Here is a 21,927-nt window from a genome sequence, read left to right as displayed (position 1 = left end):
CATTCGGTGACGAGGTCCTCACCGGTAACCGGGAAAGGTTGACCACGTGCTAGCGATCGTGTGCCCAGGACAGGGCTCCCAGACTCCCGGCTTCCTCACCCCCTGGCTCGAGCTCGACGGGGTGCGCGAGCAGCTGACCGCCCTCGGTCAGGCCGCCGGCCTCGACCTCGTCGCACACGGCACCGAGTCCGACGCCGACACCATCAAGGACACGGCGGTGGCGCAGCCCCTGATCGTGGCCGCCGGCCTCGTGACGGCCTCGGCCCTCTTCCCCGCACGAGCCGACCTCGCCGCCACCGGCGCCGTCCTCGCCGGGCACTCGGTGGGCGAGCTCACGGCCACGGCCCTTGCCGGGGTCGTCACCGACGAGCAGGCCATCTCGCTCGTCGCCACCCGCGGCCGCGCCATGGCGCAGGCCAGCGCGGTCACGCCGACCGGCATGGCCGCGGTGCTGGGTGGCGACCCGGACGAGGTCCTGGCGGCCTTGGACGCCCACGGCCTCACGCCCGCCAACATCAACGGCGCCGGCCAGGTCGTCGCCGCCGGCACCCTCGAGCAGGTCGCCGCGCTCCGTGAGGCGGCACCGGCCAAGGCGCGAGTGATCCCGCTCCAGGTCGCCGGCGCCTTCCACACCACGCACATGGCGCCGGCGGTCGAGGCCCTGGCGGCCGCGGCAGAGGAGGTCACCCCGTCCGCACCGTCCGTCCGTCTGCTGTCCAACGCCGACGGCGCCACCGTGGCCGACGGCCCGGACGCGCTCGAGCGACTGGTCCGTCAGGTCAGCAACCCGGTGCGCTGGGACCGGTGCATGGAGACGATGCTCGCGCTGGGAGTCACCGGACTGCTCGAGCTCGCCCCCGCCGGCACCCTGGTCGGTCTGGCCAAGCGCGCCATGCCCGGCGTCGAGACCCTGGCCGTCAAGACTCCCGACGACCTCGAGGCGGCCCGCGACCTCGTCAAGGCGCACTCCGCCTCGTGACGGACCATGACTGGCGCTCCGCCCCCGACAGGGGCACGCTCATGGAGAAGAGGTGCCCGAGCGACGGCGATCCCGTCTCCCCGGACCGCTCCAGCGCCAGTCGCCGACCCCACCGACCCACCTGAACCCTCACCCTCGAGAAGGCCTCACGTGACATCCCCCAGCGCCACCGCGCCGACGCCCAAGGGCACCGGCACCCTCGTCGACAACGGCGCAGCCCGCCACTCGCGGATCCTCGGCGTCGGCGCCTACCGGCCGGCCCGCGTCGTCATGAACTCCGAGATCGTCGACAAGATCGACTCCAGCGACGAGTGGATCCGCGAGCGGTCCGGCATCATCAGCCGCCACTTCGCCGCCTACGACGAGAGTGTCATCGACATGGCCGAGGCGGCGTCCCGCCAGGCCCTCGAGCACGCCGGCATCTCACCGGAGCAGATCGGCTTCGTCCTCGTCGCCACGGTCACCCACCCCTACCAGACTCCCGCCGCGGCGCCCGAGCTGGCCTCCCGGCTGGGCTCGACGGCCCCGGCCCTCGACATCTCTGCCGCCTGCGCCGGCTACTGCTACGGCGTGGCCATGGCGAGCGACATGGTCAAGGGCGGCTCGGCCGACTACGTCCTCGTCGTCGGTGTCGAGAAGCTGAGCGACTTCACCGACCCGTACGACCGCGGCAGCGCCTTCATCTTCGGAGACGGCGCGGGCGCCTGCGTCATCGGTCCCAGCGACACCCCGGGCATCGGCCCGACGGTGTGGGGATCCGACGGCACGCAGCGCGATGCCATCACGCAGAAGCAGGCGTGGACCGACGTCCGCGAGTCGTGGCAGTCCGCGCAGGCCGACAAGAACGTGTGGCCCGCGATCGGGATGGCCGGCCAGACGGTCTTCCGCTGGGCCGTCTGGGGCATGGCCCCCGTCGCGCAGCAGGCCATCGACAAGGCGGGCATCAAGGCCGACGACCTCGACGCGTTCATCCCGCACCAGGCGAACATCCGCATCATCGACGCGATGGTCAAGCAGCTCAAGCTGCCGGCCGACATCCCCGTGGCCCGCGACATCGTGACGACCGCCAACACCTCAGCGGCCTCGATCCCGATCGCGACGACGCGGATGCTCGCCGAGAAGGAGATCCCCAGCGGCGGCCTCGCGCTCCAGATCGGCTTCGGCGCCGGCCTGGTGTATGCCGCGCAGGTCGTCGTGCTGCCCTGAGCACTCCCAGCACGGGCAGCCCACCACTCCCGCCGGTCCCGACGGGTCATTCGGGCCAGGGGAGGTCGTCCACCACGGATGACCGAACCGGGCAGCACAGCACCACCAAGAGCACGAACCGCCAACACGAACAAGGAGCAGACAGATGGCTCAGTCCGAGCAGGAGATCCTCGAGGGTCTTGCCGAGATCGTCAACGAGGAGACCGGTCTCGACACCGCGTCCGTCGAGATGGACAAGTCCTTCACCGAGGACCTCGACATCGACTCCCTCTCGATGATGACGATCGTCGTCAACGCCGAGGAGAAGTTCGGCGTGCGCATCCCGGACAGCGAGGTCAAGAACCTCAAGACCGTCCGCGACGCCGTCACCTTCATCGGCGGGGCGCAGTCCTGATCCCCCAGGTCGGCGCCCGGCACCACCGGGCGCCGGCCGGGCCGCACCACCATCCGCTCGTCCGCTCCACCCCTCGCACGACATCACCCCACTCGACCCAGAGGAGCACGTCACCATGACGTCCAATCGCGACCGACGCGTCGTGGTCACCGGTCTCGGAGCCACCACGCCCATCGGCGGAACCGCCACGGAGACGTGGGAGGCCCTGCTCGCCGGCCGGTCCGGCGCCCGCCCGATGGAGTTCGACTGGGTCGCCAAGTACGAGCTCCCCGTCACCTTTGCCGCAACGATCGCCACCCCGCCCGGTGAGGTCCTCACCAAGGTCGAGACCCGTCGCCTCGACCCGTCGAGCCAGTACGCCCTCATCGCCGCTCGCGAGGCCTGGGCCGACGCGGGCAAGCCCGAGGTCGACCCGGAGCGCCTCGGCGCAGCCATCGGGTCCGGCATCGGCGGCGTCTGGACGCTCCTCGACCAGTGGGACAACCTGCGCGAGAAGGGCCCGCGACGCGTCTACCCCCTCGCCGTCCCGATGCTCATGCCCAACGGTCCCGCCGCCGCGGTCTCGCTCGAGCTCGGTGCCCGAGCTGGTGCCCACACGACGGTCAGCGCGTGCGCCTCTGGTGCCGAGAGCATGGGTTACGCCATCGACATGATCCGCACGGGTCGCGCGGACGTCGTCGTCGCAGGAGGCACCGAGGCCGCCGTCCACCCGCTGCCGATCGCCGGCTTCGCCGCGATGCAGGCGCTCTCGACCCGCAACGACGAGCCGGAGAAGGCGTCGCGCCCCTACGACACCGGCCGTGACGGCTTCGTCCTCGGTGAGGGCGCCGCCGTCATCGTCCTCGAGTCCGAGGAGCACGCCCGGGCCCGTGGCGCACGCATCTACGCCGAGCTCGCGAGCGTGGGCATGTCCGCGGACGCGCACCACATCACGGCCCCTGAGCCGAACGGGTCGGGCGCGTCCCGCGCGATGCTGTATGCCGTCGAGCGGGCCGACCTGTCGCCGACCGACATCATCCACATCAACGCGCACGCCACCTCGACCCCGGTGGGCGACGTGGCCGAGTACAACGCGATCAAGCGCGCCTTCGGCGACCACACCGACAACCTGTCGGTCACGGCGACGAAGTCCATGACCGGCCACCTGCTCGGTGCCGCCGGCGCGCTCGAGGCGGTCGTGACGATCCAGTCGATCTACAACCGGCTCGTCCCGGCGACCATCAACCTCGACGAGCAGGATCCCGAGATCCAGCTCAACGTCGTGACCGGTGAGCACCAGAAGCTGCCCGACGGCGACATCGCAGCGCTCAACAACTCGTTCGGCTTCGGCGGCCACAACGTCGCCCTGGCGATCCGCAGCTTCTGAGGAACAGGCTCGCGAACCTGTTGCAGCACAAGCCCCTTCGACCGTGACCGGTCGAGGGGCGTTGCTGCGCAACGCGGGCCGTGGGGCCACAGCAGGCGGCTGATGTCTGCGCCTTTGGCCGTATGCCGGGGGGCGCGCCGCGCTCGGAGGCGGCCACCCGGCATACGACCTCGATGGTCAGGCGCTGCGCGCCGTGTCGTGCGGGGACGGGCGGACATTGCCCGGGAGCTCGGCCGTCGGACGGCCCTTGGCGAGCAGCTCTCCGCCCCAGACGCCCCACTCGAGGCGGCGCTGGGCGACGGCGAGGCAGGCCTCGGCCAGCGGGCAGGCTCGGCACACGACCTTGGCCTGCTCCGCGTCGGCCTCGGTGGCCGGCCAGAAGAGCTCCGGGTCCTCGGTGCCGCAGCTCGGCGTCGCGCCGTCGAGCTCGAAGGGATGCTCTGACGCGGCGCGGAAGATCCACGCATCGAAGGGCTGCACGGCTCTCGAGGTCGGCCTGAGCCCGACCTGTCCGAGGGACTGGGTGCGAAGGGTCGTGCGGTTCCTGGTCATCTGACGGGCTCCTTCCGGGCGCTCTCTGTAGGGGTTCTGGTCGGTGTCGTGGCTCGGGCGAAGTGCAGCTGCACGCGCGTGGGCACGAACGGGTCCCAGCGCAGCGGCATCCGCGCCTCCTCCGGGGTGCGGTCGCCCTTGCTCGCATTGCACGGCTCGCATGCGGCGACGGCGTTGGACCAGGACGTCGCGCCTCCCCGCGAACGCGGGAGGACGTGGTCCATCGTGGTCGCCGCGAACCGTCCGCAGTAGGCGCACTGCCCGCGGTCACGCAGCAGGACGCCTTCGCGCGAGTAGGTCGCCCGGGTGCGCGAGTAGAGCCACTTCTGCTCCACGTAGCGCACGAGACGCACGACCACGGGCACCCGGTAGGGGCCGATCCGCTGGGTCGCGTGCACCTCGACCGGCGTGGCGACACCGCGCCAGATCATCCGCACGGCGTGCCGCACGGCGACCCGGTGCAGCAGCGTCTCATCGGCATTCCACACCTCGACCTCGGTCATGGCCGGCCCTCCTCTCCGTCACGTCGTGTCGTCGTCTCGTCTTCGTGGCTACGGACGGGGCGGCACGAGAAGGAGCCGCCCCGTCCGGGCTTCCCGGTGGGCGGCTCGAGCGCGGAGCCGGTCAGGCTCGTCGCGTCAGCGAGATCGCAGGCAGGGACGCCGGGGCTGGGTGTGCCGGATGCGGCACTCTCCCGGGAACGGGTAGGCCACATCGGCGAGGCACAGGCTGCGCTTCGCTTTGATGGTGAGTCCCGTTGCCATGTTTGGCCCTTCGTCTGCGGGAGTGGAGATGGCTTGGCGCACATCGCTCGCGACGTGAGTCGTCACGCCCGCTCGATGATGGCAGGTGTCCCCGCTCGTCGCCCAGTGGTTTTCCGGACGGTCTGGCGCGCCCGGTCGTAAGGGCAGGAGCCTGAGGACAGCCGGACGCGACGAGGGCCCGGGAGCACGAACCGCCCGGGCCCTCGTCACCTCGGTCGCCGCGCTGGAGGTCGCGGCGGACGAGCTGTCAGGTGGTCATCCCACCTTGTGCATCCAGCGAACGGCGGCGCCGTCGCCGGCGTAGCGGAACACCTCGAGCTCCTCGTCCCACGGGATCCCCAGGAGCAGGTCGATCTCGTCCTGGAGCGCGTCGGCGTCCCCGCGTGTGCGCAGGATCGCCTCGCGGAGCCTGTCCTCCTGCACGACGGCGTCGCCCGACGCCGACGTCATGGCGTGGTGGATGCCGAGCCGGGGCGTGTACGACCAGCGCGCACCGTCACAGCCCGGTGAGGGGTCCTCGGTGACCTCGTAGCGCAGTCCGTCCCAGCCGCGCAGGGCACTGGCGAGCTCGGCCCCGGTGCCCGGGGCGCCGGCCCACGGCAGCTCGGTGCGCATCATCCGTGGCGCGGCGGGCTGGGGGATCCAGTCGAGCGTCACCGGTTGGTCGAGGACGGCCTCGATCGCCCACGTGATGTGCGGGCACAGCGCGGCAGGGGCTCCGTGGATGAACAGAACCCCACCTGTCTGGGTGCGCGACATCGCGACAGCCATCCGAACCTCCTGAAGTTGCAGGGACGTCTTCCCCAACGCCTGCTTCTTCGTGACCCCGGTGGCCTGCCTCGTGACTGCAGATCCCGCGCTCGGCAACGAGCACTCGCCCATTGTGCACCATGAGGCACAGCGGCACCAGCAGTCTCAGCTGTCGTTTTGTCCGCTTTCGTCACCCGCAGCCGGGACTCCGGGGAAGAGATAGACCTCGTCACCGCGGATCTCGACCCTGTGGGTCCGGACCGGTTTCGTGGCGGGCAGACACATCGGCCTGCCGTCGCTGAGGCAGAAGCGCGTCGCGTGCAACGGGCACTCGACCTCGCCGGCCTCGATCCAGCCCTCCGCGAGCGACGCGTCCTCGTGCGAGCACGTGTCGTCGAGGGCGTAGTAGGTGCCGTCGTCGTCGCGGAACAGTGAGATCGGCTCGGTTGTGGCCGTGACCGCCGTGTCGAGCACGAGCGCCTCACCCGGCTCGACGTCGTCGATCGCTACCACCCGGATGCCGTCACTCATTCTCTGTTCCTCGCCTGCTCGGGGCCACGGTCACGGCGAGCCTAGAGGGTGCCTCCGGAGGCTGCCTCGGCCACCTCCTCGGTGAGGGACGGCGATGGCTCGCTAGACTCCCTGCGACCTCGTCGGCCGATGCTGACGTCGGTCCCGGGGCAGTAGCTCAGCCGGTCAGAGCAGCGGACTCATAATCCGTCGGTCCAGGGTTCAAGCCCCTGCTGCCCCACTCACCTCGCGCCGCACTCCCCCGCTGCCGGTGTGCCGCTCGAGCGCTCCCGGCACCGAGCCCGCTCAGGGCCGGATCGCCTGCACCCACGAGGGACTGAACACGGCAATGCCGATCAGCAGCACGTTGATGAGCACGCCGATGATCAGGCGCACGTCCCAGAAGGCGATGAGGAGCACCAGCGACAGGCAGGCCGCGACCACCACGATCACGGTCCATGCAGAGTCGAGTCCCGGGACGCCCCACCACGCCAGGGCTGCTGCGACGAAGGCGAGGACCACGGCGCCCATGAGCACGTGCGCGAAGGGGCGGCGGGCCGGGCCCGGCACGAGCCAGGACCGATCGAGTGAGAAGGGATAGCTCGGGTCAGCGGCCTCCGGGACGATGAAGAGCAGGTGCACCAAGCCGTGGGCAACGAGCAGGATGCCTGTGGTGACCTGAACCAGCGTCGTCATCACCGTCCTGCCTCTCCGAGGCGCTGCCACGCACCGAGGCGTCACTCCTCCGCAACCCGCCTGCGTCGAGGCTGCTTCAGCAGAGGTGCGCGGCACCAGTGCCGAACGTCCCGGGTGACCGATCCGTCTCCGTCCTGGCGTTGGGGGGGTGCCAGCACCGGCGGGACGGCACGTCTCGGCAGGAGGCTGGCCGGCGGGGTGCGACCGCCGCCGACCAGTCCTGCGCCTGACGGCCCTCACGGTCCGCCGGCGCCCGGGCGACGTTGGGGGTGCGCCCGCGCCCGGGGGTGGGAGACGGGGCAGCGAGCGCATCGACGATGAGGTCGACGACGTCCGGAGGACAGCACCGACCCGCCTCCCGAGAAGGGGCCGCGTACGGTCCTGGTACCAGTCTCCACCTTGGCGTGCGCACATCAGGCAAAACGTCACAGATTCGACAGATGGGACGATCCAGGTCACTCGGCACGGGTCCCGGCCCGCGTCCCAGGGACGGCGATCGGGGCGGGTTCCGCCGACTCCCCCGGCAGAACCCGCCCCGTCCTCACCCCCAGCCGGCCCCCCGGCCGGCCTCACTCCGGCGCCGTTCCCCCACGGTCGCGCCGGTCTCTCTCCCCCACGTCCTCCACTGTGGCGTGCGGTCTGCAAGATCGCCCGCTCCGAACCGGGGTGCTTTCCGCAAGATCAGCGCAAGGGATCGCCCGACGGATTGCCGCGGCGCAAGCCCCCGTTGCGTCGGCCGCGCGGCAGGTTCCGGGGACTGAACGCTCGGGGACACCACGACTGGGGAGATCACACATGCGAAGCAAGCCCACCCTGCGCTGGATGGCGGTCTCGGCCGCCGCGGTGAGCGTCATCGCCGCCGGATCCTCGAGCGCCACGGTCAGTGCCGCGCCGACGAGGCCTTCACCGGCAACGGCCGAGTGCCAGACGGCGCCCGACCTCGCCCGTGTGCGCTCAGGAAGCACCGCCAAGGAGCCTGAGCTCTACTCGAAGAACGAGGCGAACGCCTACGGCGTCATCAAGGACGCCCCGCGCCTGCCGAACGGCAGCGTCCACATCCCCACCGTCTTCCACGTCGTCTCCGACCACACCCTGTCGCCCACCGAGAAGGCACGCTGGGAGCGACTCATCACCGCGCAGATGACGGTGCTGAACGACTCCTACAGCGGTAGGACCGCCGCCGCAGCTGCCGACTCACCGTTCCGCTTCTCCCTGGCCAAGATCGACTACACGGTCAACGCGCAGTGGTACACGGTGACACCCGGCAAGACCGAGCGCGACATGAAGAAGGCGCTCTACACGGGCAACTCCGAGACGCTGAACGTCTACTCGGCCAACATCGGCGGTGGCCTGCTCGGCTGGGCGTACTTCCCCAAGGGCTACAACAACGGACGCGACTACATCGACGGCGTCGTCATGCTCGACGAGTCGATGCCGGGCGGCACGGCCGGCAAGTACGCCGAGGGCGACACCCTGACCCACGAGGTGGGCCACTGGCTCATGCTCGAGCACACCTTCAAAGGTGCCTGCTCGGCGAGTGGGGACTTCGTGGCGGACACCCCGCGCGAGGCGGTGCCGCAGTTCAACTGCCCGACGGGCGCCGACACGTGCAGCGCGCCGGGCCTCGACCCCATCCACAACTTCATGGACTACACGCAGGACTCCTGCATGAACATGTTCACCAAGGGGCAGGTCGAGCGGATGAACGACGCCTGGGTCGACTTCCGGAAGGTCCCGACCAGCTGAGTCCTCTCGGCGCTCTCCCTGCGTCCTCTCGCCGCACACCCTCGCTGGCGTATGCCGTATGCCGTGTGCCGCGCTGTGGTGGCCCGTCCGGTCCTGCGACCGGGCGGGCCACGCCCGCGATCCCGACATTCAGCACATCCGTCACATGCGTCACGGATCCCGGCCGAATTTCCCCGGGAACGGCCCCTGGTGCAACCCGCCCACCTATGGTGGAGACGACCGGTAGGCCAGGACGTGGGGGCGTTCGTGAGAACCTTCCGGTTGCGGCGCCGGGTCCGTCGCACGAGGGTCGAAGGTGACAGCAGCAGTACCTCGAGGGGGGTGGCTTGACGGTGACAGACGCCAATGAGCGCAGTGGTCCGCGCGTCCTGAACATTCGGATGCGCGGCAGACTGGTGCCCTTTGCGACGATGCTCCTGCTTTTTGCCATGCTGCCGTTCCTCGGCGGCAGCGCACCGCAGACTCCGACGGCCTCGGTCGTCCTGGCCGCCGGCTCACCTGCCGCCGTCCAGGACGCGGTCGCTGCCGTCGGCCAGGCCCGCAGCGAGCTGTCCCGGTCCACGGCGACCAGCCCGCCCACCGCTGCCCTCGCCCCGGTCGACTCCGCCTTCTCGACCGCCATCGGTGGCGGCCTGTTCATGTTCCCGGCCATCAGCCTCACCCCGGCCACCGCTGAGGCCATCGCGGCCCCCATCGTCGGACGACCTCTCTTCATCCACCCGGTCCCCGGCGGCGAGACCTCGCCCTTCGGGCCGCGCATCCACCCGCTCCTCGGGCGTCCGATGTTCCACACCGGCATCGACCTGGCCGCCGCCTGCGGCACGCCCATCCACGCGGCCGCCGACGGCACCGTCATCTACGCTCGGGTCTCCGCGTCGTGGGGCGGGCGCACGATCATCCAGCACAGCCCGACGGTGAAGACCGCCTACGGTCACCAGTCGAAGTTCCTCGTCACGGAGGGCCAGGTCGTCAAGCAGGGCCAGGTCATCGGACTGAGCGGCACGACCGGATGGTCGACCGGCTGTCACCTGCACTTCGACGTCATCATCAACGACCGCTACGTCGACCCCGCCCCGTACCTCGGCTTCGCACCGTCGGCCACCGCGTCGGTCCCGTACGCCGTCGTGCCGCACCTCGTGCTCGACCCGGGCAGCCGCACGATCCGGACCGTTGCCGACGGTGACGTCCCGATCACGGAGGCCAGCCAGGTGTCCACGACGCCCAGCAGCACCGGCGGTCGCCCGCCGTCCTCGACGCCGACCACCAAGCCGACGACGGCCAAGCCGGGCACGGCAACGGGCACCCCGACGACGAGTCGCCCGTCACCGACGACGAGCGGTCCCAGCGCGACGACGAAGCCGTCCCCGACGACCACCAAGCCGTCCCCGACGACGAGCGCGCCGTCCCCGTCCACGACAGTGCCACCGACGACGACTCCGCCCCCGAGCACCACGACGACGGCCCCCCCGACGACGACCACCACGAGCGACCCGCCGCCGGCAACGACGAGCGACCCGCCCAGCTCGAGCGCGGCCGCCGCCGCACCTGCTGACTCGACGCCTAGCGCGACGGCGACCACGACCGCCGCCGCCGTCCTCAAGACCGCCACCGAGGTCGCCACCGCTGCCGAGTCCGCCACCGGCACCTCGACGAGCGAGCCCTCGGCGTCCTCGACGACGGCAGCCGAGGGCGGCGCCTGACTGGAACGGCAGCACGCCCGCGTCCTCACGATTCGGGCACGCTCGGCGCGGAGGGTGCCTCATGGGCGCCGGAGCCGATAGGTTTCGCGGATGGACGACGTGAACCCCACCTCCGCGGCGCCGAGCGATCGGACCCCGGACACGCCTCGTGACCCCATGGTCGTCATCGACGGAGTGAACAAGCACTTCGGCGACCTGCACGTGCTGCGCGACATCAACCTCACCGTCGGCAAGGGCGAGGTGGTCGTCGTCCTCGGGCCGTCCGGCTCGGGCAAGTCGACGCTGTGCCGCGCCATCAACCGTCTCGAGACCATCGAGTCGGGCACCATCTCCATCGACGGCAAGGCACTGCCCGAGGAGGGCAAGCCGCTCGCCCAGCTGCGCGCCGACGTCGGGATGGTCTTCCAGTCCTTCAACCTCTTCGCGCACAAGACGATTCGCGACAACGTGACGCTCGGACCGATCAAGGTCCGCAAGAAGTCCAAGTCCGACGCGGACCAGCTGGCGACCCAGCTGCTCAAGCGGGTCGGCGTCGAGGCGCAGGCCGACAAGTACCCCGCCCAGCTCTCGGGAGGCCAGCAGCAGCGCGTCGCGATCGCCCGGTCGCTGGCCATGGGACCCAAGGTCATGCTCTTCGACGAGCCCACCTCGGCCCTCGACCCCGAGATGGTCAACGAGGTCCTCGACGTCATGGTCGGTCTCGCCAAGGAGGGCATGACGATGATCGTCGTCACCCACGAGATGGGGTTCGCCCGCAAGGCCGCCGACCGTGTGGTCTTCATGGCCGACGGCCAGATCGTCGAGGTCGGCACGCCGCAGGAGTTCTTCACCAACCCCAAGAGCGACCGCGCCAAGGACTTCCTCGGCAAGATCCTCACCCACTGACCCATCCGAACCATCTGAACCAATCGACAGGGATCGGCACGCACCCCCGCGTGCCGTGAGCAACCACTCAGGGAGGAACCCAGATGAAGGCACGACGACTCGGAGCCGTTGCGGCGGCTGCGACGTTGGCGCTCACGCTCGCCGCGTGCGGCTCCGGCACCAGCGGGGGCGGCGCCGGCAGCGGCGACGGCGACGGCCTCAAGATCGGCATCAAGTTCGACCAGCCCGGTCTCGGCCTCAAGAAGGGCACGGACTACACCGGCATGGACATCGACGTCGCCAAGTACGTCGCGAAGGAGCTCGGCACCCCCGAGGACAAGATCACGTGGGTGCAGGCTCCGAGCGCGCAGCGTGAGGACCTCATCTCCACCGGTCAGGTCAAGTTCATCGTCGCGACCTACTCCATCACCGACAAGCGCAAGGAGAAGGTCTCCTTCGCAGGTCCGTACTTCGTGGCAGGGCAGGACCTCCTCGTTCGCGCCGACGACACCTCGATCACCGGTCCCGACAGCCTCAACGGCAAGAAGCTCTGCTCCGTCAAGGGCTCGACGTCCGCACAGAAGGTCAAGGACAAGTTCGCCCAGACCGTGCAGCTGCAGGAGTTCGCCACGTACTCGGAGTGCCTGCCGGCCCTGGCCACCGGCGGCGTGGACGCCCTGACGACCGACGACGCGATCCTGGCCGGCTTCGCCGCGCAGCCCGAGAACAAGGGCAAGTTCAAGCTCGTCGGCAAGCCCTTCTCGACCGAGAACTACGGCATCGGCCTCAAGAAGGGCGACACGGCCCTCTGCCAGAAGATCACCGATGCCATCAAGAAGATGCAGAGCGACGGCTCGCTCGACAAGGCCATCGCGAACAACCTGGGACCGGCCAACTACAAGCCCGGCCCCGGCAACCCGCCCACCCCGGCTGCCTGTTCCTGACCGACCCGGCCGGATCGTCGGGTCGTGCGGTCTCCGCGAGGTGACCGCACGACCCGCCACCGGCGAACACCTGCGGAAAGGGGCGTCGTGCTCGACATCTTCGAGAAGTACGCGATCTTCGGCGCATTCTGGATGACCATCAAGCTCACCTTCTTCTCCGCGATCGGGGCGTTGGTGATCGGCACGGCCCTGGCCGTGATGCGCGTGTCTCCCATCGCGATCCTGCGACGGCTCGGGACCTTCTACGTCAACACCGTGCGCAACACGCCGTTGACCCTGATCCTCGTCTTCTGCTCGCTGGGTGTGCTCTACATCCTGCAGATCAACCTGACCGACCCGAAGTCCCCGACGTCCATCGTCGACAACAACATCCGCTGGGCGATCGTCGGGCTCGCCGTGTACCACGCCGCCTTCGTCTGCGAGGCACTGCGCAGCGGCGTCAACACCGTGCCGGTCGGTCAGGCTGAGGCCGCCCGCTCGATCGGGCTCACGTTCGGGCAGAGCCTGCGCGAGGTCATCCTGCCCCAGGCATTTCGAGGATCCATCGCGCCGCTCGGCTCGGTGCTGATCGCCCTGACGAAGAACACCACGGTCGCCTCCGTCATCGGCGTCGCTGAGGCCTCGCTGCTGATGAGCGAGATCATCGAGAACGAGACGGCCAGTCTGTCGGTCTTCCTCGTCTTCGCGATGGGCTTCGTGATCCTGACGTTGCCTGTCGGCATGCTGTTCACGTCCCTCTCGCGCCGCCTGGCGGTGAAGCGATGAGCGCCCAGACCGTCCTGTTCGACGCCCCAGGGCCCCGGGCCCGGCGTCGCCACACGATCCTGACCGTCTTCGGGTTCGTCCTCGCCGCAGCCACTCTCGCGCTCGTGCTGTGGAAGTTCAGTGCGCAGGGGCAGCTCGAGCCCTCGATGTGGACGTCGCTCTTCACGGCCGACGTCTGGACCGCCTACCTCATCCCGGGCCTGATCAACACGCTCAAGGCCTCGGCGATCTCCATCGTGCTGGCGGTCGCCTTCGGACTGCTCTTCGGCCTCGGCCGACTCTCGCACCTGAGGGCCCTGCGCTGGGTCTGTGGTGTCGTCGTCGAGTTCTTCCGTGCGGTCCCGGTACTGCTGATGATGTACTTCACCTACCGCTACTACTCCAACAACGGGGTCTTCACCAACGACCTCAACCCGCTCGCCGCCGTCGTGACGGGCCTGACGCTCTACAACGGCTCCGTCATCGCCGAGCTCGTCCGTTCCGGTGTCTTCAGCCTGCCCCAGGGACAGGCCGAGGCGGGCCTGTCGATCGGCTTGACCCGGGGCCAGACGCTGCGCTCGATCCAGCTGCCCCAGGCGCTGACGGCGATGCTCCCGGCGCTCGTCGGTCAGCTCGTCGTCATCCTGAAGGACAGCGCGCTCGGCACGGCAGTGCTCTACCCGGAGCTGCTGCAGGCGGCCAAGGACATCGGCACCGCCTACAGCAACACCATCGCGGCCTACATCTTCGTGGCCGTCATCTTCATCCTGCTGAACTACGGCCTGACGATCCTCGCCGGGCGCGTCGAGCGTCGCCTCAACCGGCGCGGTCGTGGCCCCCGCAAGGGCGGCAAGGCCGCCGGTGTGGTCGGCGCGGGTGCCGACGGGGTGGACATCGAGGCCGGCGACGTCGGGGGCCGCTGAGGCCGGCCCGACCCGCAGCGCGAGAGCCGCCGGACGCCCCCTCGGGGGGTGACCGGCGGCTCTCGTCCGTCAGGCAGCCCCACCCGGGACCGGCCCGAGCGGGACCGCGGACGACGCGCGACGGCCCACGCGCACTGGCCTACGACGAGGGCCCCGACACATCGTGTCGGGGCCCTTCGCTTCGGTGCTCCCCCGATTGGACTCGAACCAATAACCTGCCGGTTAACAGCCGGCTGCTCTGCCAATTGAGCTACAGGGGAATGCTGCTGCGCAACCATAGCAAAGCATCCGTGCCGACAAGAAATCGGGTTCGGCGCGCCGCGGACGACGTCGCGAGACGCCTCCGGCGGCCCCGCCTCGACCCCTCAGAGACCGACTTCCGAGCGCAGGCGCGCCAGCCGGCCGGCCGCCTCCCGAGCCACCTGTGGGTCGCTCAGGTCGACGCCCCGGCCGGGTATCGTCTGCTCGACCAGCGCACCACTCGCAAGGTCCTGCCTGATGACGACGCGCACCGTGCGACGGCCCGCGGTGCGGAACTCGTCGGCGAGCACGACACTCGCCTGGAGCCGCTCCCGAAGGGTCTGCTGGAGCAGCGAGGGCTCGGTCAGGTGCCACCGAGCCGGCGCACTGCGGTCGACCCAGGTCACCGTGAGCTGAGAGGACTCCCCCTGCCAGGTGGCGGACTCGGCCTCGTGCCAGGGCCGCCTCCAGAGGAGCCCTCCCCCGGCGTCGACGAGGGCCAGGTGGTGGGTCGTCGCGACGACGTGGGCGCCGCTCGACTCGTCACGCGACCACGCGAGCACCTGCTCGCCGCTGTCGAGCGGCACAGCCGCCCGAACGTCCGTGGGCAGCGCCGGTCGACGCCGCCGTTCGAACAGTGCCATCAGCCCATTCCTGCCTTGATCGCCGCGAGCTCGCGCTGGAGCGTCTGCAGCTGGATGCCGAGCTCGCGCGTGCGCTCCGGCGCCGGCGTCTCGGCGTGGTCGAGCCGGCGCATCTCGCTCATCGAGTCGGCGATCCGGCGGGTCAGGGCGATGGTGCGCACGCGGTCGAAGAGCTCGTCGACGTAGCGTGAGGTCGGCAGCCCGGTGTTGGGGTCCATCCGGGTGGGCAGCGTGTCGACGGCGAGCTCGCTGACGAGCCCCGCGACGGGCGAGGGCGCAGCCTCGGTGACGGCCGAGGTCCACGCCCGGGCGTTCCCCTTGTCGCCGCTGTGGTGCGCGATGCGGATGCCGTCGAAGACCGCCCTGTGCGCCGGGGCGGAGAAGGACTCAGGCGTGAGCAGGTCGATCGCACCGGGCTTGAAGACGGTGGGGAACTGCAGCAGCACCTGGAGCAGCTGCCGCTCGGCGAGGACGACGGGGTCGCGGCGGTCGGGCATCGGCATGGCGCCGGCGGCCTCCGTCGGGCTCGGTTCGCCGTCGTCGCGGCGGTCACGCGGGTCGCGGCCGTTGCGGTCGTTGCGGTCGCCCCGCTCGGAGCGCGCGTCCTCGTCGATCTTGATCTTGCCCGCCCGCGACACCTCGGTGGCGACCTGCTCGACGTCGAGGCCGAGCATGCCCGAGACCTCACGGGTGTACTCCGGCCGCAGCGACTGGTCCCTGATCGAGGCGATGATGGGTGCGACTGCGCGCACGGCCTGGATGCGACCCTCGGCGGTCGCGACGTCGAAACGCTTGATCGTCGTGCGCACCGCGAACTCGAACATCGGCACGGCGTCCTCGATGAGCGCCTGCACCGCCGGGTCCCCGCCGGCCTGGCGCAGCTCGCACGGGTCCTTGCCGGACTTCTCGACGGCGACGAAGGACTGCGAGGTCCACTTCTCGTCGTCGGCGAACGCGCGCATCGCGGCCTTCTGGCCGGCGGCGTCACCGTCGAAGGTGAAGATCACCTTGGCCGGAGCGAGGCTCGCCTCGTCGCGCATGAGCCGGCGCAGGGTCTTGATGTGGTCGGCACCGAAGGCCGTGCCACAGGTGGCGACCGCCGTCTCGACGCCGGCGAGGTGGCAGGCCATGACGTCGGTGTAGCCCTCGACGACGACGGCCTGACGGCCCTGGGAGATCTTCTTCTTCGCGAGGTCTAGCCCGTAGAGCACGGTCGACTTCTTGTAGATCGGGGTCTCGGAGGTGTTGAGGTACTTCGCCTCGATGCGGTCGTCGTCGAAGATGCGGCGGGCGCCGAACCCCACGGTGTCGCCGGTGATCTCGCGGATCGGCCAGACGAGGCGGCCGCGGAAGCGGTCGTAGAGCCCGCGCGAGCCGCGTCCCGCGATGCCGCCGGTGACGAGCTCGTCGTCGGTGAAGCCCTTGGCACGCAGGTGCCGCACGAGGTCCTCTCCCCCGCGCGGCGCGAAGCCGATGCCGAACTGCTTCACGTGCTCGCTGTTGAAGTCACGGGCACGGAGGAAGTCGCGCGCCGTCCGGGCCGCCTGGCTGCCCAGCAGCAGCTCGGTGTAGTACTCCTCTGCGACGCGGTGCGCCTCGATGAGCCGACTGCGTCGGCCGAGCCCCTCCTCGCGAGGTCGGGCCCCGTCCTCGTAGCGCAGCTCCATCCCCAGCTTCTGCGCCAGCCGCTCGACCGCCTCCGAGAAGGTGAGGTGGTCGACCTTCTGGATGAACGAGATGACATCGCCCCCCTCCTGGCACCCGAAGCAGTGCCAGGCGCCGACGGCGGGCCGGATGTTGAACGACGGCGTCTTCTCGTCGTGGAAGGGACACAGGCCCTTGAGCGAACCGGGACCGGCGGAGCGCAGCGTCACGTGCTCGCGCACGACGTCCTCGAGGGACGACCGCGCCTTGACCGCCGCGATGTCCTCGCTGTTGATCAGCCCCGCCATCTGCCTCCTGTCGCTGACCGTGATTCTAGGTGCTCGCCGCCCGGTCGCTCGTCACCGGCACCACTGGTTGTGGAGGGCGAGGGCGCGCACGTCCGTCAGGGAGGCCACCTGGTCGACGATGACGCGCAGGCGCTCACCGTCGTCGGAGGCCGCCGCGTGGTCGGCGCGGAAGGCCGCGTCCAGGCGCTCCTCCGGCGCCGCGGCATACGCCTCCACGACGGCGCGCACGACATCACGCTGCCCGGCCATGACGAGGAGACGCTCCTCGGTCGTCATGACGAAGTGGTTCGCGAGCGCCTTGAGCACCGCGCACTCGGCGCGGGTGTCGTCGGGGACCACGAGATCGGCCTCGAAGCGGCACAGCTGGCCGGGGCCGTGCCGGTCCCGCGTGGCGCGCTCGACGACGAGGACGAAGTGACCGATGAGCCGGCTCGTCATGTCCTTGAGGCGGGCCAGGTCCGCACGGGAGCCGTCGTATGCCGTGGGCACCGCCCCCGAGGCGAGGACGCGCTCCAGCGCTGCTCCGAGCGCGTCCGCGCCGAGGTCCGGCGCGTAGGTGCGGCCGGCCACGCCGATGACGTCGGCCATGTCGCGCGAGTGGAGCACGCGGGGGTCGATCCAGCCCGAGGCGATGGCGTCCTCGACGTCGTGCACGGAGTAGGCGACGTCGTCGGACCAGTCCATGACCTGGGCCTCGAGGCACCGTTCACGCGGCACCGCGTGCTCACGGATCCACGCGAAGACCGGCAGGTCGGAAGGGTAGACACCGAACTTGCCCGTCCCGTGGGGACCGTCGCCGCGGGCCCAGGGGTACTTCGTCGCCGCATCGAGACTCGCCCGCGTCAGGTTGAGCCCGGCCGACGTCCCGTCGGCATGGGCACGCTTGGCCTCGAGTCTCGTGAGCAGGCGCAGCGTCTGCGCGTTGCCCTCGAATCCCCCGATGCCAGAGGCGATCTCATCGAGGACGGTCTCGCCGTTGTGACCGAAGGGCGGGTGTCCGAGATCGTGCGCGAGGCATGCGGTGTCGACGACGTCGGCGTCACAGCCGAGCGCTGCGCCGAACTCGCGCCCGATCTGCGCGACCTCGAGCGAGTGCGTCAGGCGGTTGCGGACGAAGTCGTCGTGGCCGGGCGCGAGGACCTGCGTCTTGGCGGCGAGCCTGCGCAGCGACGAGGAGTGCACGACCCGCGCCCGGTCCCGGGCGAAGTCGTCCCGGTCGGCCCGTTTCTGGGCAGGGTCCTCCGCGACCCATCGCTCCCGGTCCCGACCCTCGTAGCCCACGTGGGAACTCTATGCGGCGGGCCCCGGAGCGGACCGCCACGCCGCACCCGGCCGCGCCGCCATGGCGCATACTGAGTCATGGAGCCGCTCAGGCTTCCCATTCTCAGGAGCGCGCCATGGGCGACAAGTCACCGAAGTCCCACATGTCCACGAAGGCCAAATCGCTCAAGGAGAAGCGTGCGGACAAGCACGCCAAGTCCGCGGCCAAGGACCACACCGAGATCATCCCCCCGAAGGCGAAGCGCTGACTCCCACCCGACGCTGACGTCGGCTCAATCGAGCTCGGCCTGGATGCGGCGCACCCAGGCCGGCTCGGTGCCGTAGCGCTGCGTCTTGATGAGGCGCAGGTTGGAGCAGTCCTCGACGAGCTCGGCCATGCGCTTATCGCGGGTGGCCTCCTGCTTGGCCGTAAGCACCCAGTTCGTCGCGACCTTGCGGTACGACGGGGTCGCGCCGTCCCAGAAGGCCGCGGCGCGCGGATCGGCGCGCAGCATCGCCTCGTAGTCGTCGGACCACGTGAGCTCGCGGTTCTCGTAGGCGTAGATGCCCGACCGGTCCTCACGCCGCCTGGCGAACGCCGCGAGCCCGGCGGGACGCATCCGCCCGGCCGCGGTCAGCTCGGCGACCGCGTCGATGTTGACCGTGCTCCAGTTGCTGCCCGGCTTGCGCGGGGTCCAGCGCTGGCGCACCGCGTCCTCGTCGATGCGCTGCGCCATCGAGTCGATCCAGCCGAAGCAGAGGGCCTCGCGCACCGCCTCGGCCCACTGGAGCCCGCGCGCCTCGACGTGCTTCTTGTTGAGCCCCATCCACAGCTCGGTGGCGCTCTCGTGGTTGGCCTCGAGCCACGCCCGGAAGTCCTCGGCATCGTCGAAGAAGATCGCCGGCCGCTCGGCCGACCCACCCTGTCGCATGCCCCGATCCTGCCATCGGCCACCGACGCTGGGAGGATCGACGGCGTGACCGATCGCATCGTCCTCGCCGCCCGCAACAACGCCCGCTGGTGCGACGCCGTGGCCCGCTCCCACGGCGTGGTGTGCACGACCGACGCCCTGGCCTGGACCGCGTCGTCTCGCACGCCGCCCTACTACCCCGATGCCGTCACGCTCTCCCCCGAGGTCGGCGAGTACGACGTCCTGGCCCGGATCGACGACTCCGACGGCTGCTCGGTCAAGGACTCGTGGTCTCGCCTGGACCTGACGATGGAGGACTTCGCCCGGCTCGTCGTCGGCGAGTGGGTGTGGCTCGACCCCTCGGCACCGGTCCCGGCGCCCGCCGGCCCGTCGTGGTCGCGCGTCGACTCGCCCGAGGCCATGGCCGACTGGGTCCGAGCCTGGGCCAGCGACCCGGACGCCGAGGCGATCCTGCGGCCGTCGCTGCTCGACGAGCCCGGCGTCCACGTCCTCGGCGCCCGGGCGTCCGACGACCCCATGTCCTCCTTCGCCAGCGGCGCCGTCGTCAACGTCACCGGAGAGGTCGCGGGTCTCGGCAACGTCTTCTCCCGCGACGGCGATGCGGAGCGCGCGTGGGCCACCGCGGCGGCCGCGGCGCGGACCGTCACGGACGGCCTACCCCTCGTCGGGTGGGAGGCGGGGGCGAGCGTCGAGGCGGCCGTCGCCGCCGGGTGCGAGCGGCTCGGCCCGCTCAGCGTCTGGCTGAAGTGACGCTCAGCCGCCGCTGACCGACAGCTCCGCCTCGGCGATGGTGCGGCGGTGCTCCTCGGAGAGCTCGCGTGACTCGAGCCAGCGGTCGGGCAGCGCGACGGTGCGCGACGAACCGGCGCGCCCGCGCTGTCCCTCGGCCGCCTCTCCGGGCCACGACGCGTCAGGGTCGAGCGTCGCGAGCAGGGCATCCAGAGCAGCCATCGAGTCGACGAGCGCGAGCGAGTTGCGGATCGTCGACCCGGCCGGGAATCCCTTGAGGTACCAGGCGATGTGCTTGCGGATGTCGCGGCAGGCGCGCTCCTCCTCGCCGTAAAAGTCGCAGAGGTATGCCGTGTGCGTGCGCAGCGTCTCCGAGACCTCTCCCAGCGTGGGGGTCACCCTCGCCGAGGTGCCGGCGAAGGCCGCCGCGAGATCGGTGAACAGCCACGGGCGACCGAGGCAGCCGCGACCGACGACGACGCCGTCGCAGCCCGTCTCGCGGACCATGCGCAGGGCGTCCTCGGCCGACCAGATGTCGCCGTTGCCGAGCACCGGGATGCTCGTCACGGTCTGCTTGAGCAGCCGGATCGCGCTCCAGTCGGCGGTGCCGGAGTAGGCCTGCGCGGCCGTGCGCCCGTGAAGCGCCACCGCGGCGACGCCCTCGGCCTCGGCCGTCAGGCCCGCGTCGAGGAAGGTCAGGTGCTCGTCGTCGATGCCCTTGCGCATCTTGACCGTGACCGGGATGTCGCGCTTGGCGCCCTCCTCGACGACGGCGCCGACGATGGCCTTGAAGAGGTCCCTCTTCCACGGCAGCGCCGAGCCTCCGCCCTTGCGGGTGACCTTGGGCACGGGGCAGCCGAAGTTGAGGTCGATGTGGTCGGCCCGGTCCTCCGTGACGAGCATCCGCGCGGCCGCGCGCGCCGTCGCCGGGTCGACGCTGTAGAGCTGGATCGAACGCGGGTTCTCGTCGGGGTCGTGCTCGATGAGCCGCATCGACTCGGGCGTCCGCTCGACGAGCGCGCGCGAGGTGATCATCTCGCTGACGTAGAGGCTGGTCGCGCCGCTCGCCCCACCGATCGCGCGACCCTCGTTGCCGTACTCGCGGCACAGGCGACGGAAGGCGCGGTTCGTGATCCCGGCCATGGGCGCCAGGACCACGGGCGACTCGATGACGTGGCGACCGATGCGCAGCGGAGGCAGCACGGCGCCCGCCGTCGCTGCGGGGGCGGCCTCACCGGCCTGCGTCACGGGGGTCATCACGTCGGTCACGTGCTCGATTGTCCCCGATCAGCCGCGGGAGGCCGAATCGGCGACGACCCGGGCGAAGCGCAGGAGCGCAGCGGCGAAGGCCTCCGGCTGGTCGAGGTTGGTGAAGTGCCCGGCGCGCCCGATGATCTCCTCGCGGGCGCTGGGGCAGGCCCGCAGGTACGCCCGCGCCCCGATCCGCAGCTGGTCGAACTGACCGTTGAGCAGCAGGACCGGGCAGTGCACGTGCTGGAGCATCGCCGGCCGGCAGTGCGTCATGACCTCCTGCCACGCGGCCGCCGTCGGCGCGAAGTAGTAGCCGCCTGCGATGACCGGGTCGATGCGCTCGGCCGGGTAGAGGCGGTGCAGCACCCGGTCGTTGAAGCGCGTCATGCGGGCCGGTCCGAGCCGGTCGGTGAGGGCCGCGACACCGCGATACACGGCGGCGCCCGGTCCCGTCGGCGTCGCGCTCGCGCCGGCGAGGACGAGGCCGGCGAGCGTGTCGGGACGCGACGCGGCATACGCCATCGCGGCGTAGCCGCCGAGCGAGTGCCCGACGAGCACGACGGGGACACCCTGGGGCACGGCGCGGACGGCCTCGTCGATGACCTCGACGCAGCGCCCGAGAGTGAACTCCTCTGCTGCGCGGGCGCCGTGGCCCGGCAGGTCGACGAGCGTGAGGTCGACGTGGTCGCGCAGGAGCGGCAGCTGGGGCGCCCACTGGGTGCTCGACAGCCGCGACCCGTGCACGAGGACCAGGTGAGCACGCACACCGCGAGGATGCCAC

General features: G+C 70.7%; 23 protein-coding genes and 2 tRNA genes. 13 read left to right on the top strand and 12 right to left on the bottom strand.

The window, feature by feature from the left end; all coding sequences use genetic code 11:
- Window positions 1-46 precede the first annotated feature (46 nt).
- From ABD831_RS09075 to fabF, 4 genes are all read left to right on the top strand, one after another.
- Window positions 47-979, top strand: a complete 933-nt coding sequence (locus ABD831_RS09075; protein ID WP_344944675.1) for an ACP S-malonyltransferase — start codon at window positions 47-49, stop codon at window positions 977-979.
- Window positions 980-1,129: 150 nt separating this feature from the next.
- Entirely contained in the window at window positions 1,130-2,185 is a 1,056-nt protein-coding gene (locus tag ABD831_RS09070; protein ID WP_344944673.1) for a beta-ketoacyl-ACP synthase III, read from the top strand.
- A gap of 145 nt (window positions 2,186-2,330) precedes the next feature.
- A complete protein-coding gene (locus tag ABD831_RS09065) occupies window positions 2,331-2,579 on the top strand; it encodes an acyl carrier protein (protein ID WP_142177560.1) in 249 nt (82 codons plus the stop codon).
- A 115-nt stretch (window positions 2,580-2,694) separates the two neighbouring features.
- Window positions 2,695-3,945, top strand: a complete 1,251-nt coding sequence (gene fabF / locus ABD831_RS09060) for a beta-ketoacyl-ACP synthase II (protein ID WP_344944668.1) — start codon at window positions 2,695-2,697, stop codon at window positions 3,943-3,945.
- Window positions 3,946-4,122: 177 nt separating this feature from the next.
- Here fabF and ABD831_RS09055 read toward each other — a convergent pair whose 3' ends face one another.
- The 4 genes from ABD831_RS09055 to ABD831_RS09040 all read right to left on the bottom strand — a co-directional run bounded on the left by ABD831_RS09055 (window position 4,123) and on the right by ABD831_RS09040 (window position 6,542).
- On the bottom strand, window positions 4,123-4,497 hold the full coding sequence (locus tag ABD831_RS09055) for a WhiB family transcriptional regulator (protein WP_344944665.1): 375 nt from the start codon (window positions 4,495-4,497) through the stop codon (window positions 4,123-4,125).
- Window positions 4,494-5,000, bottom strand: coding sequence for an HNH endonuclease (locus ABD831_RS09050; RefSeq protein WP_344944662.1), 507 nt, complete (start codon window positions 4,998-5,000; stop codon window positions 4,494-4,496). Before ABD831_RS09050 ends, ABD831_RS09055 begins: the two co-directional genes overlap by 4 nt.
- 516 nt (window positions 5,001-5,516) lie before the next feature.
- A complete protein-coding gene (locus ABD831_RS09045; RefSeq protein WP_142177556.1) occupies window positions 5,517-6,032 on the bottom strand; it encodes a DUF3145 family protein in 516 nt (171 codons plus the stop codon).
- A gap of 144 nt (window positions 6,033-6,176) precedes the next feature.
- Entirely contained in the window at window positions 6,177-6,542 is a 366-nt protein-coding gene (locus ABD831_RS09040) for a bifunctional 3-phenylpropionate/cinnamic acid dioxygenase ferredoxin subunit (RefSeq protein WP_344944659.1), read from the bottom strand.
- A 146-nt stretch (window positions 6,543-6,688) separates the two neighbouring features.
- On the opposite strand from ABD831_RS09040, the gene ABD831_RS09035 reads away from it, so the two are divergent.
- Window positions 6,689-6,762, top strand: a tRNA-Ile gene (locus tag ABD831_RS09035).
- A 65-nt stretch (window positions 6,763-6,827) separates the two neighbouring features.
- Here the strand turns inward: ABD831_RS09035 and ABD831_RS09030 are convergent.
- Entirely contained in the window at window positions 6,828-7,217 is a 390-nt protein-coding gene (locus ABD831_RS09030; RefSeq protein ID WP_344944656.1) for a hypothetical protein, read from the bottom strand.
- Window positions 7,218-8,012: 795 nt separating this feature from the next.
- Between ABD831_RS09030 and ABD831_RS09025 the strand changes: the two genes are divergently transcribed.
- The 6 genes from ABD831_RS09025 (at window position 8,013) to ABD831_RS09000 (ending at window position 14,138) form a co-directional block, all read left to right on the top strand.
- Window positions 8,013-8,963, top strand: a complete 951-nt coding sequence (locus ABD831_RS09025) for a zinc metalloprotease (RefSeq protein ID WP_344944653.1) — start codon at window positions 8,013-8,015, stop codon at window positions 8,961-8,963.
- A gap of 380 nt (window positions 8,964-9,343) precedes the next feature.
- Window positions 9,344-10,663 (top strand): M23 family metallopeptidase, encoded by a 1,320-nt coding sequence (locus tag ABD831_RS09020; RefSeq protein ID WP_344944650.1) that lies wholly within the window; start codon window positions 9,344-9,346, stop codon window positions 10,661-10,663.
- 156 nt (window positions 10,664-10,819) lie between these two features.
- Complete coding sequence (locus ABD831_RS09015) at window positions 10,820-11,548, top strand: amino acid ABC transporter ATP-binding protein (RefSeq protein WP_344945390.1); 729 nt, start codon at window positions 10,820-10,822, stop codon at window positions 11,546-11,548.
- 83 nt (window positions 11,549-11,631) lie between these two features.
- A complete protein-coding gene (locus ABD831_RS09010; RefSeq protein WP_344944646.1) occupies window positions 11,632-12,471 on the top strand; it encodes a glutamate ABC transporter substrate-binding protein in 840 nt (279 codons plus the stop codon).
- Window positions 12,472-12,558: 87 nt separating this feature from the next.
- On the top strand, window positions 12,559-13,236 hold the full coding sequence (locus ABD831_RS09005) for an ABC transporter permease subunit (RefSeq protein ID WP_142177550.1): 678 nt from the start codon (window positions 12,559-12,561) through the stop codon (window positions 13,234-13,236).
- Entirely contained in the window at window positions 13,233-14,138 is a 906-nt protein-coding gene (locus ABD831_RS09000) for an amino acid ABC transporter permease (protein WP_344944641.1), read from the top strand. Before ABD831_RS09005 ends, ABD831_RS09000 begins: the two co-directional genes overlap by 4 nt.
- A gap of 187 nt (window positions 14,139-14,325) precedes the next feature.
- Here ABD831_RS09000 and ABD831_RS08995 read toward each other — a convergent pair.
- From ABD831_RS08995 to ABD831_RS08980, 4 genes are all read right to left on the bottom strand, one after another.
- A tRNA-Asn gene (locus ABD831_RS08995) sits at window positions 14,326-14,398 on the bottom strand.
- A gap of 105 nt (window positions 14,399-14,503) precedes the next feature.
- Complete coding sequence (locus ABD831_RS08990; protein ID WP_344944638.1) at window positions 14,504-15,022, bottom strand: hypothetical protein; 519 nt, start codon at window positions 15,020-15,022, stop codon at window positions 14,504-14,506.
- Window positions 15,022-16,974: a DNA primase gene (dnaG, locus tag ABD831_RS08985; protein ID WP_344944635.1), complete on the bottom strand. Its 1,953-nt coding sequence runs from the start codon at window positions 16,972-16,974 to the stop codon at window positions 15,022-15,024. Before dnaG ends, ABD831_RS08990 begins: the two co-directional genes overlap by 1 nt.
- Before the next feature lie 51 nt (window positions 16,975-17,025).
- The gene (locus tag ABD831_RS08980; RefSeq protein ID WP_344944632.1) at window positions 17,026-18,255 is read right to left on the bottom strand and encodes a deoxyguanosinetriphosphate triphosphohydrolase; all 1,230 of its coding nucleotides are present in this window, start codon (window positions 18,253-18,255) and stop codon (window positions 17,026-17,028) included.
- 116 nt (window positions 18,256-18,371) lie between these two features.
- On the opposite strand from ABD831_RS08980, the gene ABD831_RS08975 reads away from it, so the two are divergent.
- Entirely contained in the window at window positions 18,372-18,503 is a 132-nt protein-coding gene (locus ABD831_RS08975; protein ID WP_344944629.1) for a hypothetical protein, read from the top strand.
- A gap of 24 nt (window positions 18,504-18,527) precedes the next feature.
- Here ABD831_RS08975 and ABD831_RS08970 read toward each other — a convergent pair whose 3' ends face one another.
- On the bottom strand, window positions 18,528-19,166 hold the full coding sequence (locus tag ABD831_RS08970; RefSeq protein ID WP_344944626.1) for a YdeI/OmpD-associated family protein: 639 nt from the start codon (window positions 19,164-19,166) through the stop codon (window positions 18,528-18,530).
- Window positions 19,167-19,211: 45 nt separating this feature from the next.
- Here ABD831_RS08970 and ABD831_RS08965 point away from each other — a divergent pair, with 45 nt between their 5' ends.
- The gene (locus ABD831_RS08965) at window positions 19,212-19,916 is read left to right on the top strand and encodes a hypothetical protein (protein WP_344944623.1); all 705 of its coding nucleotides are present in this window, start codon (window positions 19,212-19,214) and stop codon (window positions 19,914-19,916) included.
- Window positions 19,917-19,919: 3 nt separating this feature from the next.
- Here ABD831_RS08965 and dusB read toward each other — a convergent pair whose 3' ends face one another.
- Entirely contained in the window at window positions 19,920-21,152 is a 1,233-nt protein-coding gene (dusB, locus tag ABD831_RS08960; protein ID WP_344945387.1) for a tRNA dihydrouridine synthase DusB, read from the bottom strand.
- A 30-nt stretch (window positions 21,153-21,182) separates the two neighbouring features.
- Window positions 21,183-21,911 (bottom strand): alpha/beta fold hydrolase, encoded by a 729-nt coding sequence (locus ABD831_RS08955; protein ID WP_344944620.1) that lies wholly within the window; start codon window positions 21,909-21,911, stop codon window positions 21,183-21,185.
- Window positions 21,912-21,927: the final 16 nt, after the last annotated feature.

Source organism: Terrabacter ginsenosidimutans (genome assembly GCF_039539425.1).
GTDB classification, from domain to species: domain Bacteria; phylum Actinomycetota; class Actinomycetes; order Actinomycetales; family Dermatophilaceae; genus Terrabacter; species Terrabacter ginsenosidimutans.
Note: the sequence above shows the minus strand (reverse complement) of the source record. Positions and strands in the feature narration are given on the sequence as shown.

Bases quoted from the DNA above. Each gene is read 5' to 3' on its own strand.
- ABD831_RS09010 (WP_344944646.1), top strand. From the start codon at position 11,632: ATGAAGGCACGACGACTCGGAGCCGTTGCGGCGGCTGCGACGTTGGCG.
- ABD831_RS09040 (WP_344944659.1), bottom strand. From the start codon at position 6,542: ATGAGTGACGGCATCCGGGTGGTAGCGATCGACGACGTCGAGCCGGGT.
- dusB (WP_344945387.1), bottom strand. From the start codon at position 21,152: ATGACCCCCGTGACGCAGGCCGGTGAGGCCGCCCCCGCAGCGACGGCG.
- ABD831_RS09025 (WP_344944653.1), top strand. From the start codon at position 8,013: ATGCGAAGCAAGCCCACCCTGCGCTGGATGGCGGTCTCGGCCGCCGCG.
- ABD831_RS09045 (WP_142177556.1), bottom strand. From the start codon at position 6,032: ATGGCTGTCGCGATGTCGCGCACCCAGACAGGTGGGGTTCTGTTCATC.
- ABD831_RS09065 (WP_142177560.1), top strand. From the start codon at position 2,331: ATGGCTCAGTCCGAGCAGGAGATCCTCGAGGGTCTTGCCGAGATCGTC.
- ABD831_RS09015 (WP_344945390.1), top strand. From the start codon at position 10,820: ATGGTCGTCATCGACGGAGTGAACAAGCACTTCGGCGACCTGCACGTG.
- fabF (WP_344944668.1), top strand. From the start codon at position 2,695: ATGACGTCCAATCGCGACCGACGCGTCGTGGTCACCGGTCTCGGAGCC.
- ABD831_RS09000 (WP_344944641.1), top strand. From the start codon at position 13,233: ATGAGCGCCCAGACCGTCCTGTTCGACGCCCCAGGGCCCCGGGCCCGG.
- ABD831_RS08990 (WP_344944638.1), bottom strand. From the start codon at position 15,022: ATGGCACTGTTCGAACGGCGGCGTCGACCGGCGCTGCCCACGGACGTT.
- ABD831_RS09055 (WP_344944665.1), bottom strand. From the start codon at position 4,497: ATGACCAGGAACCGCACGACCCTTCGCACCCAGTCCCTCGGACAGGTC.
- ABD831_RS08970 (WP_344944626.1), bottom strand. From the start codon at position 19,166: ATGCGACAGGGTGGGTCGGCCGAGCGGCCGGCGATCTTCTTCGACGAT.
- ABD831_RS09050 (WP_344944662.1), bottom strand. From the start codon at position 5,000: ATGACCGAGGTCGAGGTGTGGAATGCCGATGAGACGCTGCTGCACCGG.
- ABD831_RS09020 (WP_344944650.1), top strand. From the start codon at position 9,344: ATGCGCGGCAGACTGGTGCCCTTTGCGACGATGCTCCTGCTTTTTGCC.
- dnaG (WP_344944635.1), bottom strand. From the start codon at position 16,974: ATGGCGGGGCTGATCAACAGCGAGGACATCGCGGCGGTCAAGGCGCGG.
- ABD831_RS09030 (WP_344944656.1), bottom strand. From the start codon at position 7,217: ATGACGACGCTGGTTCAGGTCACCACAGGCATCCTGCTCGTTGCCCAC.
- ABD831_RS08975 (WP_344944629.1), top strand. From the start codon at position 18,372: ATGGGCGACAAGTCACCGAAGTCCCACATGTCCACGAAGGCCAAATCG.